Below are 17,869 nucleotides of genomic sequence, written 5' to 3' on the forward strand. Positions count from 1 at the left end.
GGCACTACCATTAGTTTTAGGAGTAAAAACACAACCTAGAGGACCTTCCGAATCTGTGGTACATGGATTACCGTCGTCACAAACGACACTTTTTGAATAGACAAAAGGTATATCTTTTTTTATTATATAGTTATTAAAAATCAACCTACTTTTCAAAAACTGTAAGGATTGGTTTATTTCTGGGTATGGTTTTAGAAAGTAGGATTTATATACATTTTTTAAAAGCTGAATAAATTCTTCTTTTTCTTTAAATCCTGAAGACATGGTTTTTATGTCACCATTTTCATCAAAAAATAAAAGAGTAGGAAGAGATTTAATAAAAAAAGCAGCTTTATAAGCTGTCCCTTCCTCTGAACTGTTCAATACACGATAAGAAACAAAACCAGAATTTAAAACATTAATTACTTGAGGATCGGTTAATGTTTCTTCTTGAAATTTTTTACAGAAACCACACCAATCCGCATAATAAAGCACAAAAATACCTTTATGTTCATCAATAGCTTTCTGTTTAACCTCCTCAATAGATTGTAAAAATACAGGAGATGGTGCAGCTATAAGTTTTATAGAAAAAAATATCAGTATTAAAACGAAATGCTTTTTATTCATAAAAACTAAATTTTAACCCTTAAACTTATATTGAAAATTTTGAACAGAATTAACCAAATTATCAATAAACCAATCTTAAAGTTAAAAAAACAATAAACGGACTCCAAAATTGAAACCCGTTTTTTATTTTAAGGGAAATGCCATTCCATCTTTAAAGAATAATTTCGAGGCATAATCGGATCAACAGAATTGTACTCCTGCACATTGAAGGATATTTTGTCAAAATCATTTCCTACTTTTCCCCTTTATGTAAACTACCTAAAACTATAAAATAAATTGATATCTGATGGTATAAAAGCTGGAATGGCGATAAGTTGACATGCGTCGTTTTCGACTGTAAAATATGCAGACCTCTCGGCAAATCTTTTACAAAAAGCAAAAAATAAAAACTGCTGCCTAACAAGTTGCCAAAGGAAAAGGACTGCATTTCGTGTTTTCAAGAAACAAATCTGACCGCCCAATGACCTCTGGAAGAGTAATATAATACGCTGGAAACAAAGGCACTGGCAATATATCAGATACTGTTTTGGCAAAGCAGGGAAGTCAAGTGAAGGCTGCAAAATAATTAAGACAAAAAAACATTCAAGTTTATTTTGAATTTATTATAAAAGGAGTCTTTTTGGGACTCCTTATAATTTATAAAGCTTCAAAATGTTTTTAAAACTTTACACCTGCTGAAACATTAAAAGTACGACCATCAGCTGGTAAAATTCCAGGGCCAGGATACCCCCCAGCTCTTCTTGTGAAGTACTTTTCATTGGTTATATTATTAATTCCAGCTTTCACATTATAATTTTTCAGAAACTTAAAACTAGCCGAAATATCTTGAACTGTATAGGCTGGAATTAAGCCTGTAGTTGCAGCAACATTTGGAGTCTCCGTATTTGAGGCATCAGAATAGGCACTTCCGATATCACTTAACTGCCAAGTCATCGAAAATCCTTTTTTATTATAGTTCACCCCAAAACGATTGATTTTACTAGGAGCATTTTCTACTTTTTTGCCGCTTAAATTACCTTCAACTATTTGGTTATTAACAACAATTGTAGTTTTAAAACCTTTGTAGGTAGCATCAATAAATGCAACTGAAGCAAATAAACTCAAATAACCAAATTTTGATTTTTTGATAAAAGCAGAAATAGGATCAAATTCTAAATATCCTTCAAATCCTTGACTCAAGCTTCTTCCTAAATTTGTTCTATATTGATATCTTTGTCCTAAAGTATTCATTTGGGTTATTGTCCCTATTCTATCATTATAGTTTAATCTAAAATAGTCCACATCAAAACTCAAATAATTCCCAAGTCTTCCGCGATAACCAAAATCAAAATTATATCCTTTGGCGTCCTTTAAGTTTTGGTCAATTTCATCAGTAGTGGCAGGAGGAATAAGGTCAGATATTAGAACTGGTCTATAAGCTTGTGAAATATTAGAATAAAACTCAGAATTATTGCTTACATGATATTCTGCACCGCCTCCAAACAATACAAAAGTACGGCCTCTGGTAATCATGCTCAGATTATTATCTTGACCATTTAAAATGTTTAATCGCCCATCCATTGTAGACTTTATGTTTTCAAGCCTGAGACCTGCGGTTACCAAAAACTTTTTATTCAACCTAAAAACATTTTCAAAGAAAGCGGCCTTATTGATATTATTAAAATCCAATTTTCTAGAAAAATCTCCTTCAGCTAGTTCAAAATCCATATTGGACCCAGTAGACCCTTTCCCTAATTGATTCCGGTTAATATTACCATTGTAATATCTTAAACCACTTGCCAAAGTGTTTTTGAATTTACCAATTTTAAAATCACTTAAAAATCTTATTTCAGAGCCAAAATTATTATAAAAATCAGTGTCAACTTGACGGTTTTTAAAGTCATCTACCTCAGTGATTGCTTTTACAAAACCTACACTGCTTCTTTCCGCTATAACTCCAAAAGTTTTCCAACTAATTTTGGATTTACTGTTAAAAATATATTCGGCATTAACAGAAGGTACCAACCATGGTGTACTAAACCAATTTCGGCTTCGTAAACTTTGGCGAGGATCAACAGCATATTGAGCGTCAGTAAGGCCTCCTGCTTGTTGACTCGAATAGGTCATATAAGTTAATTCAGCAGCTACTTTTAATTTATTTGTAAATGCATAACTTAGTTCGGCATGTGCATGATCGGTATTATAGTAACTATTTTCTCTCCAACCATTTCCAAATCTTTTTTGGTAATACATGGTATAACTTAGTCTACCACGAGTACCCCCTAAATAATTAAACGTACTGAATAAACCATTGCTACCCATTGTATTTTGAGACTCAAAAGTGATTTTAGTTGATATATCAGGTTTACGAAGCACAAAATTCATAAGACCTCCAAATTGTGGTCCATATTGTAAGGAAGATGCCCCTCTAACTATTTCTATTCTATCAACAACCTCCATTGGAGGTGTATAATAGGCCTCAGGATACCCCATTGGATCAGGAGTTATGTCATATCCGTTCATCCTCATATTAAATTCCCACGAGCGATTAGGACTAAGACCTCTAGATGCTACACCTAGTTGAATCCCCGATCCATCATTTTCCCAGACTGAAATCCCAGGAGTTCTACCAAAAATCTGGCGACTATTATTCATAGCCAAATTGGCGTTGATATTATCTAGTTTTATAACTTCATTTTTTTTGGCAGCATTTATAGAATACCCTTCCACTTCCGCCATATAATCATTTCCTCTTACTCCCCTACTCGCTACAATCTGCACATCGTTCAAAAAATAGGTTTCATTTTCAAGCGTAAAATTTTCGCTTCTATGCTCCTTATTCTCTAAAAACAATGCTTTTTCAATAGATTTCATTCCTATTGAAGAAACAACCAAAGTATAGTTTCCTGCTTTTAAACCTTCTAAAATATATTCCCCTTTACCGTTGGTTTGCACTCCTCTGACTGTACCTTTTAATGATACGCTTGAGTTGCTCAATGGTTTTTGCTCGCTGTCATTTACAATACCTCCTATACTTGAAAATTGAGCTTTACTCTCAAAAACACAAAATGTAAATACAATAATTGTACAAATTAAATACTTCATATACTTTATTTTATTTTTATTTAGACTTATTATAAATAATACGCAAAACTAAAATTAAAAGATCTTCAAGTCAAGCTTATTTAGAATTATTTTAAATAAAAATAGAATTAAAAATTCTATCCATAGGGATATTTGAGTGCCTTTTAACGGTTTAGGGGGGAGAAATAACTACTTTTTTACATATAAATAAATAAAAAAACGTTTACTACGAATTCAAAACAATCAAATTATACATGGGTTTTATGAAAAACAAAATCAAGCCAAATCTAAAAGCCACAAGGCAAGCCTGATTTTTTCGTAGCCAACATTGCCTTCAAAATGCTCGAAGAGAGGTTTTAGAGCATCACCTTTTTTAACCTTTAATTCTTTGGCTGCATCTCCTATTGCATTTAAATCCCAGGAATCTATCAATTTCGTTAGATCAATTTCATTGCCATCTTCTTTCATTTTTATGAGATGAGAAATTACTGTAGATTGAGCTATTGACCTCTGTTGGGCAATTTCTTCCACCGAAAATCCATCTTGATACATTTGAAAAGTAACTGCCTGCGTAAGGCCTTTGCCCATTCTTGAGGCTATCTCTTTGTTTTGGTTTACAAATTCAAATATTTCTTTCATGAAAGCCTCTCCAAATCGCTTAAACTTCTCCTGACCGACTCCCGAAACTTCCAAAAACTGACTTTTAGTAATTGGTTTTTTTGATGCCATATCTACCAAAGTAGCGTCCGAAAATACGATATAAGCCGGTGAGCCAATAGCATCGGCAATTTGCTTGCGAAGCACTCTCAGCTTCTCAAAAAGTTCACCTTTGACTTGCTCCGTTTTACTTGGAGCTCGCTTAAGCAATTCTTCTTCAGCCGCTTGTCTTTCAGAAGGACTTATGTATTCAGATATCTCAACTTTTCTTTGGCCTTTTAGAATCTGCCTGCTCACTTCATTAAGCTTAAAAGTATGGCCTTCATCGTAGGCGATGTCAAAAGCACCATAATTGAGCAATTGTAAAATATAATCAACCCAAACTTCAGATTTGAGGTCTTTACCCACACCGAAAGTAGGTAATTGATCATATCCATGTCGAATCACACTTTGGTTGCGACTGCCACGCAATATATCTACCAACATAGTGAGAGCTATTTTTTCCTGGGTCCGAGATATAGCTGAAAGTGCCTTTTGGGCTATCACCGTAGCTTCAAATTTTTTCCTTGGATTTTTACAAACATCACAGTTGCCACAATCTTTGCCTATGTCTTCATTGAAATAACTTATCAATATACGTCGCCTACAGATATTTGCTTCGGCGTATTGCTTCATTCTATCCAACTTGGCCAACATCAGTTCTTTCTGTTCTTGAGGCAGTTCAGAGCTTTTTATCATGTCGGTGCGGGTGATAATATCCGCAAAACTATAGAATAGGGTTGTCTGAGCAGGTGTACCATCACGACCAGCACGGCCAATCTCTTGATAAAAACTCTCTACATTGCTTGGCATATTATAATGAATAATCCACCGAACATTCGACTTGTCAATACCCATTCCAAAAGCTATCGTAGCAACTATAATGGGTGTATCATCATTGATAAAATTCTCTTGAATCCTAGACCTTTTTTCAGAACTGATGCCCGCATGATAGGCTTCAGCCTTAAAACCCATTTTGTTCAAGCTTTCTGCAACGGTTTCAGTGGACCTACGGCTAAGGCAATAAATTATACCCGATTGGTTGGGCACTTTATTTAGAAATGACTGGATTTGTTGTAAACGCTTGCGACCCGGCAAAACTTCCAAACTAATATTTGGTCTATCAAAACTGCTGATGTAGGTATTTTCTTCAGGAATCTGCAATTGTTTACAAATATCTCTGCGGGTTACCTTGTCCGCAGTGGCTGTAAGTGCAACTACAGGTACATCTGGAAATTCATTCTTGATGATAGCCAGTTGTCGGTACTCAGGGCGAAAATCATGCCCCCACGAAGAAATACAATGCGACTCGTCAATGGCAAAAAGTGTGATATTTAGATTTTTGAAATTCTCAACCATATTGCCTGAAAACAATTTCTCAGGTGCTATATACAGGAGTTTCAGTTCGCCCATTTTAGCTGCCCAAAACACTGCATCTTGTTCGTCATTGGAAATACTTGAATTCAAAAAGGAAGCTTTAATTCCGTTTGCCCTTAATGATTCCACTTGGTCTTTCATTAAAGCTATCAAAGGGGAAATCACGACCGTTAGACCATCCATAACCATAGCAGGCACCTGAAAACAAATAGATTTCCCTCCGCCCGTAGGCATTAAAACGAGGGCATCTTTTTTGTCAAGAATTTGATCTATTATTTCTGCCTGAAGTGGCCTGAAACTATCGTATCCGAAGTATTTTTTTAATGCTGTGGTTTTGTCCATTATTAAAATTCTAAAAATAAAGGTTTTAGGAAATGCAATTTAAGATTTTTTTGAAGAAACAATAAAATTGGATTTATTTATGCTAAAAATTGTAGCTAAATAATTTGATTTATTTGGAATAGAGTTTCAGTTTTTTGTTTTTAAAGAACGGTTTAAATTGCTTTGATTAAATAATGCGACCTCTCTGAGGTCTTTTGCTCTGAATTATCTTCTTTGCTAATATAATTTGACTGCTCTGCAGTCAAAAGATTCATGTATTAAAAAAACATGTTATGACCTCAAAGAGGTCAAATTATATTAAAACACAAAGCTACCATGTGGCCACGACCTCAGAGAGGTCGAATTAAAACAAAGTCAAATTGAAAAATCAAGTAACATTACATTAAAAAACCTAAAGTTTAATGACCTCAGAGAGGTCAAATTATGTTAAAACCTAAAGCTACCGAATAAAAACGACCTCAGAGAGGTCGGATTTAAATAATGTCAATACTAGAAACAAATGGACACACTTGTATTTCTAGAAAAAAACTCAAATATCAAATCAAATATCTTATTCAAAATCCTCATAAACTTTGGAGGAATCTACTGTAGCTGAATTTATTTCTGCTAGTTCTTTCACTGTAAGATTTCGCCATTTCCCTTTAGGCATATCAAGGTGAATATTCATTATTCTCACTCTTTTGAGTTTTGTAACTGAGTAGCCCAAATACTCACACATTCGTCTAATCTGCCTATTGAGGCCTTGCGTAAGGATGATATTAAATGTATATAAATCTACTTTTTCTACTTTGCATTTCCTGGTAACTGTATCTAAAATCGGCACTCCTTTACTCATTTTAAAGATAAAATCTCGGCTGATAGGTTTGTTTACTGTCACCACATATTCTTTTTCGTGGTTGTTTCTTGCTCTTAGAATTTTGTTCACGATGTCACCATCCGAAGTTAGTAAAATCAAACCTTCACTAGGTTTATCGAGCCTTCCGATAGGAAAAATTCGTTTTGGATGATTGATGAAATCGATGATATTGTCTTTCTCTGCTTTAACATCTGTGGTGCAAACTATGCCCACAGGCTTGTTAAACGCAATGTAAACGTGCTCTTCTTTGGGTTCCGAAATCAGTTTTCCATCCACACTTATTTCGTCTCTATCTTGGATCCTCGTTCCCATTTCGGGTACTTTTCCATTAATGGTCACACGTTTTTCTTCAATGAGTGTGTCGGCGGCTCGTCTTGAACAAAAACCGACCTCGCTCAAGTATTTGTTAATTCTTGTGCCTTTGGGTTCTGAAGTATTATTTTCCTGATTTTGCATCCTGTTTAAATGTATAACTTTGTGACATGAATTCTGCCACAAAGTTCTACAAAGTATACCAAAACCTTTTATATTTTAAAAAAGAATTTACTCAAGCCCCCTCATCCCAAAGATTTTCTATGGTATAATCCGTGCCAGGAAGGCACCAAAAATCACCTTTGATGTATCTGTAATCAAGATTTACGGATGCCAAAAGACTCCTTTCTGTTACAGACAATTCGATATCCGCTGCTTCTAAGTTTTCTTTTAGTCTTTCTGCCCTAACAGACTTAGGTATAACAGATGTTCCACGATTTACGGCCCATGCTAACATTATCTGGGCTGTTGAGCATTTTTTACGCTCTGCTAAAGTTTTCAAAATTTCATTTTCAAAAAGCTTTGGTTCGCCCTCAACTATTCTGTTGGCAGGTCTATCAGCTGAACCTAGTGGCGAATATCCAGTCATAAAAATACCTTCTACATCACAAAATTCTTTCAAGGTATTTTGCTGTAAAAAAGGATGCATTTCCACTTGGTTCATTTCTGGTTTTTCTCCAGTTTTTGCAGTAATATCCTTGATTTTTTTGATACTAAAATTACTTGTACCGATGTGTTTTGTAAGTCCCTGAGCCTTCACATTTATCATCCCTTGCCAAGTTTCAGACAAAGGCGTTTGACTCAAACTAACCATTTCATCTGCATTTGTCGGGAAATTTACGTCGTCTTTCAGAGCAATTGGCCAATGGATTAAATACAAATCTAGATAATCCAAACGAAGATTTTTTAGCGTCAATTTGATGGCCGGCTCGACTTGCTCCAGCCGATGCCGATTATTCCAAAGCTTGGAGGTTATCCAAAGATCTTCCCGCTTTACTTCGCCATCCTTCATTGCGTCTGCCAATGCATCTCCGATTTCTGGCTCGTTGCCATACAAATGAGCACAATCAAAATGACGATATCCTATTTTTATTGCTGTTCTTACAGCTTCATACACTTCTCCAGGAGCAGATTTCCATGTTCCTAGTCCCAAAATCGGCATTTGGTCGCCATTCGTATACCTCAAAAATTTCATTTATTTTGTTTTAAATATATAATTTGTAATTGTGTACTTTCAATAAAAACAGTATCAGAAAAGTATCCTTCTTTCGAAAATTCAAGATTAAACTCGGGGCATTTCCCACGGGCTCTGCCTATTTCTACTTTATCAAAAACACCATCACTTTTAGTTTTTTCTCCTTCTTCCGAATCGATTAAATTTCTCACTAAAACCCCTTCCAAAGGCAGCTTTGAATCTGCATCCAAAACCGTTCCTTTTGCTGTTACCATGCAATCGCAGGACAAGACAATGCAAATTGGGCTGACTTTGAGAATACATTTGAGAAAGGCTTGCATCATTTAAACTTTTTCGGGCACTACAAAAGGTGCTCTGTATTTTCTTGTGAGCATTTCATTCGCTTTTTTATCGTCCACAAATTTCTCTTTTACTGGATCAAAATCCAAGGTTCTTCCTAATCTGTAAGAAATATTACCCAAATGTGCTAAACTAGCGGCCAAATGTGCAGTTTCCACAGGACCATTAAGATGTTTTTTGTCTTGAGTTCGAACCGCCTCCACAAAATTCAAATAGTGATCACCACCTTCTTTCCGAGCTGGACCAGGTTCTCTATTTTTACCTAAAAATGTCTTGTAGTCGTTATAGCCATTAATGACCATATAGCCCTTATCACCATAAAATATATTGCCAATTTCTACGCCATCCTCTTTGTTGGTCATCCATGGACGAACCTCAAACTGCAATATTTTATTTTCTTTGGTGTATTGATAAGAGGATGTCAAATATTCAGGCGTTTCTTTACAATCGTCCCAAAGGTATTTTCCGCCATTTGAACTTATTCTATCAGGCAAACCAACATCCAAGCCCCACATAGCGAGGTCTGTTTCGTGTATTCCTTGATTGCCTATATCACCATTGCCGTAGTCCCAAAACCAATGCCAGTTGTAGTGAACATAGTTTTTGGAAAATGCTTTTTCTTGGGCTGGCCCCTGCCAAAGGTTCCAATCAAGCCCTTCTGGTACTGCTGAATTCCCTTGGCTACCGATATCTGGCCTCCACTTATAAACTATTCCTTTAGCCATGTAAACTTTACCTATCAATCCGTCACGAAGATGTTTTATTCCTTCTTGGATAGCCACTGAGCTACGCAATTGCACACCATGCTGTACAATACGCTTGTATTTATCCGCAGCAGCAATCAACTGGCGACCTTCAAATACATTGTGACAAGCTGGTTTCTCTACATACACATCTTTGCCAGCCTGCATTGCCCAAATAGCCGCCAAGGCATGCCAGTGATTAGGTGTAGCTATACTTACTGCATCAATATTTTTATCCTCGTACACTTTTCTGAGGTCTTGCTCAGTACTTACTTTTTTATTGTATTTGGTTTCAAATTCAGTCGCTCTGTCTTTCAATACTACTTTGTCAACATCACAAAGTGTTGCGACCTCCACATTTGGTAAATTCATAAAACCTTTGATGTGGTCTTTTCCTCGACCGTTCACACCAATTACAGCCACCCTCAAGCGGTCATTAGCTCCAAATGCAGCGGAAGGTATTAATGTTGGAATAGCGTAAGCCACTACAGTAGCTGGCAAAGCAGTTTTTAGAAGATCTCTTCTTGTAAATTTTTTCATTTATGGTTGAATATTTGTTAGGTTAAATTTACATTTAATATTTTGTAAATCTCCAAATTGGTGGGGCAATTTTTAAAATTGCCTTAACAATATTCAATTACTAAATTTTTTATTTACTAATTTGTTCAAATTGGAAATTTGAACCACAGATTACAACCGTGCCACCGTCAAGCCACCATCTACCAAAAAAACCTGCCCAGTAGAATATAAGAAATTTCCTTGAGCAATAGCCGCCACTGCTTTACCAACATCTTCTGGCAACCCCCATCTTTTGGTTAAACAAAGGCCATCTTCTATCAAATCATCATATTTCTGGCTTACTTTTTCAGTCATATCTGTTTTTATAATACCCGGACGAACCTCAAAAACAGGAATCCCAACTTCGGCCATTCTAACCGCAAAAAGCTGCGTAGCCATTGCCACACCAGCTTTTGAAATACAATACTCACCTCTGTTTATTGAAGCCACAGTTGCAGAAATTGAAGAAACATTGATGATGCTTCCTTCAAAACTTGCGTCCTTTTGTTTTTGCTCCAACATCCAATTAGCTACAGATTGACTTAAAAAAAATGGCCCTTTTAAATTGGTATTGATTATGTTTTCAAAGCTTTCTTCAGACATTTCCAAAAGGTCTCTTCGCTCTTTTGGGGCTATGCCTGCATTGTTTACCAAGACATTTAATTTGCTAAAATTTGTTTTTATTTTTTCTAAAACTGCCTCTCTATCTTCTTTTTTTGAGATATCTCCTTGGCAATAAATTACATCTGCTCCCAATTCTTTTAAGTCTGCTAAAACAGATTCCACATCATTTTCGCTCCGCATACCATTTATGGCTAAATCAAAACCGCCAATTGCCATTTTTTGAGCAATCCCTAAGCCTATTCCCCTTGTGCCACCCGTAATTAAGGCTACTTTTTTCATAGCTTTTCCTTTATTTCTTTTAGTGTAATTTGCTCAGGTAACGTTTTATATAAAGGATCCAAAGGGTAACAACCTGAAACTAACCCATTACGTGGGGCAGTAGTACAGTCAGAAAAAGTTCTACACAACAATTTCCTCTCAGTAGGTTGATTGCTAAGCATATCGTCAGCCATAGTCGGATATGATAACACCATCCTTCCAAAGCCAACCGAATCTACCATCTTATTTCGTAGAACATATTGAGCAACGTTTGGCAACCATTCCTGCAAATACGAATATCCCGAACCTACTATCACTAAGTTTGGAAAATCCTTTTTCAGATCCGCCACAACATTTATCATTCGGGCCACGCCCAAAAGTGGCTCCTCTGGTGCTTGATACCCATCAGATGGTGGAAATAATGCCGGACGTGTAACATGCGGATTATAATAAGGACTCGACAATGTAATACAAACCAACTGAATATCAAGCTCTTCCAAAAGAGCTAAAAACTTTCTCGGTTCTTCTAAATCTATATTTAAACCTGTCTCATCACATCCAAAAGCGTATTTATATTTTTCGTTTTCTGCCAAATCTGGCGTCCCAATTCCGTCAGTTCCTTTTTTGAAAGGTGCAAAATCTATTGCACTTAACCTTACCCCTATCTCCAATCCTGGAGCTTCTTTTCTGATTCCTGCAACTATATTCTTTAAAAACCTGGTTCGGTTTTCAAAACTCCCACCATATTTTCCATCTCTATCGACTGCACTCAAAAACTCATGTCCCAGATATCCATGGCAATGTTTGATATCCACAAAATGATAGCCTGCTTTTTGAGCTAATACAGCTGCTTTAACAAAATCTGCTACCAAAGCGTCAACTTCATCGTCAGTCATTGGAGCATTATCTGCTGCCACATGAAACTTTTCGTCTAACTTTGGATGATTATAGGCTATTTTCGACTCAAACTTTGTGTTATCATTGGGTTTGCAAAAACGTCCCGAATGTGTCAGCTGCAAGCCCACCAAAAGGTCTTCAGAAGTACCATATTTTTCAGCATGTTTATCCAAAACCATTTGAAGCATTTCTTGCAAATCGCCAATATTTGCTTCGTTTATAGTTAATTGCCTCGGATTTGCCCTTCCTTCGTTCGTAACTGCCACAGCCTCGCAACCCCAAAGTAATTTAGCCCCAGAAATGGCAAAATTCTCCCAACGTTTTTTTGTAAAATGCGTAGGTTTTCCGTCAGCCGTGCCGTCCCAACCTTCCATTGGCAAAATTGATAAACTGTTGCCAATCGTCTTACCTGATTTCAATTGGATGGATTTATTGAAAGGAGAGCTTTCTTTGGGCAGTATTTCGGCATCAAATTTCAAATCTACATTATTGTCATGTAAATATTTTTCAAAATCTGCCGCTGTTTTTAATTGGGCAACTCTGCTGTATTTTGGTTTAAATTTTCCGGTCATTTTTGGGATGAATAATTACTTAGGCAAACAATTAAAAAAAGTATAATACGGTTCATTATTTAATGTTTTTTGGAGATATAGGGCGACTTCTCTGAAATGGTAATCTCCCCACATGCACGACTCACCATAAGGAATTTTGCTTCCCTCTGGCACAAAATCCCAGCCGTTTGGATGATGATAAATAGTATGTAAAAGTAAACCTTGGTGATTTTTATCGGTACTCAAATAGGGTTCTTCCAATAATGAGTTCATCACCGTCAGCCCTGCTTGCCAGTATTTATTTCCATCTTCCGCATCTCCGTTTTCTTTTAAATACTTACCCAATCGCAACAATCCTTGTGCGGCAATGGCCGAAGCCGAACTATCTACAGGCTCGTGATCGTTAAAAGGATTGGCTTTTTGGTATAGATAATCACCCAATTTGTGCAAATTCGGAGCACCTGTATCCCAATATGTTATACCATCAATTGGGGTATTTTCAATATAGAAATCACAAGTGGCTTTTGCTGCTTTCAGCATCTTATTTGTGATGTAAGTCCTACCTCCTATTGCTTCTAATTCTTCGCCGTCTAAAATCTCCAAACATTCTAGTTGCTCTGCAAAGCCACAAATAGCCCAAGCTAAACCACGTGTCCATGTACTGAAACCAGTATACCCTTGTTGTGAATTTGGACAACGATAATTTCCATCTTTTACATTAAAAATACACTCATGAGCCGTTCGGCCCCAAGCATCATAAATATCTCGGCCTTCGCCATAGAAAACAGAAAAATTTGCAGTTGCCTCAATATGTTTTAATGCTCGTTCTAAAAGACTAATTTTAGCATCGCCTTCTCCCTGAAACACATGGCCTAGTTGATGACTAATTATCAATGCCCTACATGACCTAATAGTGTCCACAAAAAGCGAATGTGCTCCATTGAAAGAATGAATATATCCGCCGTCGTTCTTGATATCAGTCCATCGGCTAGCCTGCACTGCACCCGAAATTTTCAGGGCCAATTCGTAGAAATTTTTCTCCCAATCATTTTGTTCGATTTTCCCCTCACGCATCAACCTTAACAGATTACCATAGGTACTTACATTGTTAAATCCATGATCGTGCACTCCAATATGACTGATATGCGGAGCCATTTTCTCAAGCGTTTTCTTTCGACCGATCTCTAAAAATTCACTTTCGCCAGTTGCATCAAATTGCAAAATAGCCGAGCCATATTGAAACCCTTGCGTCCATTCTGTCCAACCTCGGGTGGTGTATTTACCGTTTCTTGTAAAAACTGGCGAACCATCATTTTCATCGTATTCGGCTTGGATGGCCAAAATTTTCTCGCCAGAAAGTTTCCAAAATTTCTCTAATTTGGCCTGCAAATCCTGCACACTTAACTCGTAATCTATTTTTACCATTATATAGTGAAAGAAGAAATTGTAGATTTGTCATCTACAAGATTCTAGTATTTTATTTAAAGTCTTATTCTAAAGCGAATATTGTCAGTAAATTTAGAAATCCAAAGCAATAATTGAATTAAAACCTTTGATGTTTTTGTTATAAAAACAATCAATCTATCAAAAAAAGAGAAAATAGTATGAAAAATGTCTTGTTAATAATATTTGTGTTGGGTGCTATGGCTTATTTATATTTTAGAAATAACCCAAAAGTTGATTTTAAAGAAGACTTAGCAGGAGGAATACATTTCCAAAAAGGCAACTGGCAGCAGACATTGGATTTGGCAAAAAAAGAAAACAAAATGGTATTCTTGGATATTTATGCTACTTGGTGTGGGCCTTGTAAGCAACTCAAAAAATACACTTTTGCAGACAAAACCGCAGGGGAGTTTTTTAATGCAAACTTCATAAACATGGCATTAGACGGTGAGCAAGAAGAAGGAGCCATATTAGCACAGCAATTTGGCATCAGAGCCTACCCAACCCTTATGTTTGTAAGCCCAGAAGGTGAACTTATTACAAAATCTCCAGGATTCCGCACACCGAATGATTTGATAAAATTGGGAAAAGAGATATTGGAAGGAAGACAGTAAAAAAAATCGCGGCTCAAAAACATGAACCGCGATTCTGACCCTAATCCCAGTTATTTAATTAAATTCATGTGAAATAAATCACGTTCATTCAAAATAAATTCCACCTATATAGACGCAGATTTGCTTCGTTTCGATGCTTGCAAGTGCCTGTTTTTTTCAAAAACTTTTTATATCTACCCTTTTGCCAATATCAAAGCCAAAATAATGGTATTTGTAGCCCGCATAATTATTTATTTAAAAAAATAAATATATTTACTCTACGATTTTATCATCAAAATAAAACCATCATTATGGATAGAAGGAAATTTATTCAGCTTTCAGGCTTGAGTATGGGAGCCATGGCCAAGGCAGGATTCCCGATTATAGGGCATGCCGCCACACCAGAACAGTTTTTAGAATCTCCCGCTGACGTAGCTCAGAAAAAGAGAATGGCGGACATCGCCCTCAATGCAGCCAAAAGCCGTGGAGCCACTTACACCGACGTAAGAATTGGAAGATATTTACAGCAGTATTTGTTTACCAGAGAAACTAAGGTACAAAACATCGTAAATGCAGAATCATACGGCGTAGGCATCAGAGTGATAGCCAATGGCACATGGGGCTTTTCGGCAACCAGCGATGTTAGTCCAGAAGGCATAGCAAAATGTGCTGAAACCGCAGTAGCTATAGCTAAGGCCAATGCAAAAATCCAAACCGAACCCGTAATTTTAGCACCACAAAAAGGCGTTGGAGAGGTAAGTTGGAAAACGCCGATCGTAAAAAATGCATTCGAAATTCCGGTGCAAGAAAAAATAGATTTGCTGATGAATGTAAATTCGGAAGCAATGAAAAACGGAGCTGGATTTGTGACTTCTAATTTGTTTTTTGTAAACGAACAAAAATACTTCGCTTCCTCGGATGGCTCATATATCGACCAAGATATTCACAGAATCTGGCCGACCTTTACAGTTACGGCAGTAGACAAAGCCGCTGGAAAATTTAAAACCCGTGACGCCATCAGCTCTCCTATGGGCATGGGTTATGAGTATTTGGATGGTTTGGCTTCTGAAAAAATTGCAGGGCCAAATGGCCTAATTGGCTACAAAGCATCGTATGATATGGTTGAAGATGCTGTAACTGCTGCTAAACAAGCCAAAGAAAAAATGACGGCCAAGTCTGTGGCAGCTGGCAAATACGATTTAGTTCTTGACCCCAACCATCTTGGCTTAACTATTCACGAGTCTGTTGGGCATCCTTTGGAGCTGGACAGAGTACTAGGATATGAGGCAAATTACGCTGGTACGAGCTTTGCGACTTTGGACAAATGGAAAACGGGCACATTTAATTATGGATCAAAAGAAGTAAATATTGTTGCTGACAAAACCCAAGCCCACGCCCTTGGTACAGTAGGTTATGACGATGAAGGTGTACCTTGCAAAGAGTGGGATTTGATAAAAGCCGGTATTTTGGTAAACTACCAGGCCATAAGAGATCAGGTGAATATAATTGGTGAAAGTGAATCACATGGGTGTTGCTATGCAGACAACTGGGATTCTGTACAGTTTCAAAGAATGGCCAATATTTCGCTTAAACCAGGCAAAGATAAACTCAGTGTTTTGGATATGATTAAAGGTGTAGAAAAAGGCATTTATATAGTTGGTCGCGGTTCTTATTCGATTGACCAACAACGTTATAACTTCCAGTTTGGGGGACAGGTTTTCTACGAAATCAAAAACGGAGAAGTAGTAGGCATGCTCGATGATGTGGCTTATCAGTCTAATACTCAGGAGTTTTGGAACTCTTGCGTTCAGATTTGCGACAAAGACGATTACAGAACTTTCGGGTCGTTTTTTGATGGGAAAGGGCAACCTTCTCAAATATCAGCGGTTTCGCATGGTAGTTCTACCACGAGATTCAATGGCGTAAATGTTATAAACACTGGAAGAAAAATATAAAATGTGTCTGGACAAAAGGTCAGATATAAAATACAATCATTTTCAAAATTATAGATTCTAAAATATGAAAATATTAACAAGAGAAGAGGCCAAAAAAATCATAGACAAAGTTTTGGCGTTTTCAAAAGCAGACGAAATGAGTGTCAACCTAAATGGTGGACGCACTGGTAATATACGATATGCAAGAAACACGGTTTCTACTAGTGGGGAATCTGAAAACATCGCTTTGGCTGTTACCGCAGTGTATGGCAAAAAATCAGGAACTGCAACTATAAACGAATTCGATGATGCTTCTTTAGAAAAAACTGTAAGAAGAGCAGAAGAAATAGCAAGGTTAGCACCTGAAAACTCGGAATATATGCCCATGCTTGGGCCGCAAACCTATCTGGAAACCAATACTTTTTCAGAAAATACAGCAAAAATAGACCCAACCATAAGAGCTCAAGCAGCCATGGATAGTATAATGCCATGCAGAGAAAACAAACTTACTGCTGCTGGTTATATGGAAGATTCGGCTGGATTTTCGGCGATGGGAAACTCCAAAGGGCTTTTTGCCTATAACAAGGCCACGTCTGTGGATTTCACTATCACTGTAAGAACCGATGACGGCCTAGGATCTGGCTATGGCATTCAGGATTTCAATGACATCAAACTACTGAATACTAAAAAAGTAACCGAAGTTGCAATGCAAAAAGCTAAAGCTTCTGCGAGTGCTCAGGCCATAGAACCTGGTAAATATACTGTAATTTTAGAGCCAGCTGCAGCCGTAGATTTACTTCAAAACATGATGCGAAATATGGACGCAAGAAATGCCGACGAAGGAAGAAGTTTTTTAAGTAAAAAAGGCGGGGAAACTAAACTTGGCGAAAAGCTTTTTGATGAGGCTGTAAACATTTATTCTGACCCCATGAATGCCGAAATTCCAGGTTCGCCGTTTTCAGGAGATGGTCGTCCGCAAGAAAAAATCTCTTGGATAGAAAACGGCGTAGTTAAAAACATGACCTATTCGAGATTTTGGGCTGATAAAAAAGGCGTAAAAGCAGTTCCACCACCCAACGCTTTCATTATGGCAGGAGGAAGCAAATCATTGGCGGATTTAATCAAAGGAACTGACAAAGGCATTTTGGTTACTCGTTTGTGGTATATCAGGGCAGTAGATCCTCAAACCTTACTTTATACTGGTTTGACAAGAGACGGAACTTTTTATATCGAAAACGGAAAGATTAAGTTCCCAGTTAAAAACTTCCGATTCAACGAAAGTCCAGTGATAATGCTTAATAATCTTGAGGAAATGGGCAAGCCAGTTAGAATCAGCGGAAATCTTGTGCCTCCACTAAAAATTAGAGACTTTACGTTTTCTAGTTTGAGTGACGCTGTTTGATTTTGGTGGTTAGTTGATTGGTATTTGGTAAGTTGGAATGAAGTCAAATCACTAAAACTTAGTTCAAACTATTAATAATA

13 protein-coding genes are annotated in these 17,869 nt (G+C 37.0%); 3 read left to right on the forward strand and 10 right to left on the reverse strand.

The window, feature by feature from the left end; translation table 11 throughout:
- The 10 genes from EGI22_RS16055 to EGI22_RS16100 form a co-directional block, all read right to left on the reverse strand.
- Positions 1–606 (reverse strand): thioredoxin fold domain-containing protein (locus EGI22_RS16055; protein WP_255069431.1); only part of this gene is annotated, 606 nt, incomplete at its 3' end.
- A gap of 657 nt (positions 607–1,263) precedes the next feature.
- Positions 1,264–3,690 carry a TonB-dependent receptor gene (locus EGI22_RS16060; protein ID WP_255069433.1) on the reverse strand — a complete coding sequence of 809 codons (2,427 nt, stop codon included), beginning with the start codon at positions 3,688–3,690 and terminating at the stop codon, positions 1,264–1,266.
- Between the two features lie 255 nt (positions 3,691–3,945).
- Positions 3,946–6,084 (reverse strand): DNA helicase RecQ, encoded by a 2,139-nt coding sequence (gene recQ, locus EGI22_RS16065; RefSeq protein ID WP_255069434.1) that lies wholly within the window; start codon positions 6,082–6,084, stop codon positions 3,946–3,948.
- Positions 6,085–6,634: 550 nt separating this feature from the next.
- The gene (rluF, locus tag EGI22_RS16070; RefSeq protein WP_255069435.1) at positions 6,635–7,396 is read right to left on the reverse strand and encodes a 23S rRNA pseudouridine(2604) synthase RluF; all 762 of its coding nucleotides are present in this window, start codon (positions 7,394–7,396) and stop codon (positions 6,635–6,637) included.
- 91 nt (positions 7,397–7,487) lie between these two features.
- On the reverse strand, positions 7,488–8,447 hold the full coding sequence (locus EGI22_RS16075) for an aldo/keto reductase (RefSeq protein WP_255069436.1): 960 nt from the start codon (positions 8,445–8,447) through the stop codon (positions 7,488–7,490).
- Positions 8,444–8,770, reverse strand: a complete 327-nt coding sequence (locus EGI22_RS16080) for a hypothetical protein (RefSeq protein ID WP_255069437.1) — start codon at positions 8,768–8,770, stop codon at positions 8,444–8,446. The genes EGI22_RS16075 and EGI22_RS16080 overlap by 4 nt, the downstream gene beginning before the upstream one ends.
- The gene (locus tag EGI22_RS16085) at positions 8,771–10,069 is read right to left on the reverse strand and encodes a Gfo/Idh/MocA family protein (RefSeq protein ID WP_255069438.1); all 1,299 of its coding nucleotides are present in this window, start codon (positions 10,067–10,069) and stop codon (positions 8,771–8,773) included.
- A gap of 150 nt (positions 10,070–10,219) precedes the next feature.
- The gene (locus tag EGI22_RS16090) at positions 10,220–10,990 is read right to left on the reverse strand and encodes a 3-ketoacyl-ACP reductase (protein ID WP_255069439.1); all 771 of its coding nucleotides are present in this window, start codon (positions 10,988–10,990) and stop codon (positions 10,220–10,222) included.
- Positions 10,987–12,438 carry an NADH:flavin oxidoreductase gene (locus EGI22_RS16095; protein WP_255069440.1) on the reverse strand — a complete coding sequence of 484 codons (1,452 nt, stop codon included), beginning with the start codon at positions 12,436–12,438 and terminating at the stop codon, positions 10,987–10,989. The genes EGI22_RS16090 and EGI22_RS16095 overlap by 4 nt, the downstream gene beginning before the upstream one ends.
- A gap of 15 nt (positions 12,439–12,453) precedes the next feature.
- On the reverse strand, positions 12,454–13,842 hold the full coding sequence (locus EGI22_RS16100; protein WP_255069441.1) for a glycoside hydrolase family 88 protein: 1,389 nt from the start codon (positions 13,840–13,842) through the stop codon (positions 12,454–12,456).
- 179 nt (positions 13,843–14,021) lie between these two features.
- Between EGI22_RS16100 and EGI22_RS16105 the strand changes: the two genes are divergently transcribed.
- The 3 genes from EGI22_RS16105 (at position 14,022) to EGI22_RS16115 (ending at position 17,789) form a co-directional block, all read left to right on the forward strand.
- Positions 14,022–14,474, forward strand: a complete 453-nt coding sequence (locus EGI22_RS16105) for a thioredoxin domain-containing protein (protein ID WP_255069442.1) — start codon at positions 14,022–14,024, stop codon at positions 14,472–14,474.
- 290 nt (positions 14,475–14,764) lie between these two features.
- A complete protein-coding gene (locus EGI22_RS16110) occupies positions 14,765–16,408 on the forward strand; it encodes a TldD/PmbA family protein (RefSeq protein WP_255069443.1) in 1,644 nt (547 codons plus the stop codon).
- A gap of 64 nt (positions 16,409–16,472) precedes the next feature.
- Complete coding sequence (locus EGI22_RS16115; protein WP_255069444.1) at positions 16,473–17,789, forward strand: TldD/PmbA family protein; 1,317 nt, start codon at positions 16,473–16,475, stop codon at positions 17,787–17,789.
- Positions 17,790–17,869 lie beyond the last annotated feature (80 nt).

Source organism: Lacihabitans sp. LS3-19 (assembly GCF_024343575.1).
Classification (GTDB): Bacteria; Bacteroidota; Bacteroidia; order Cytophagales; family Spirosomataceae; genus Leadbetterella.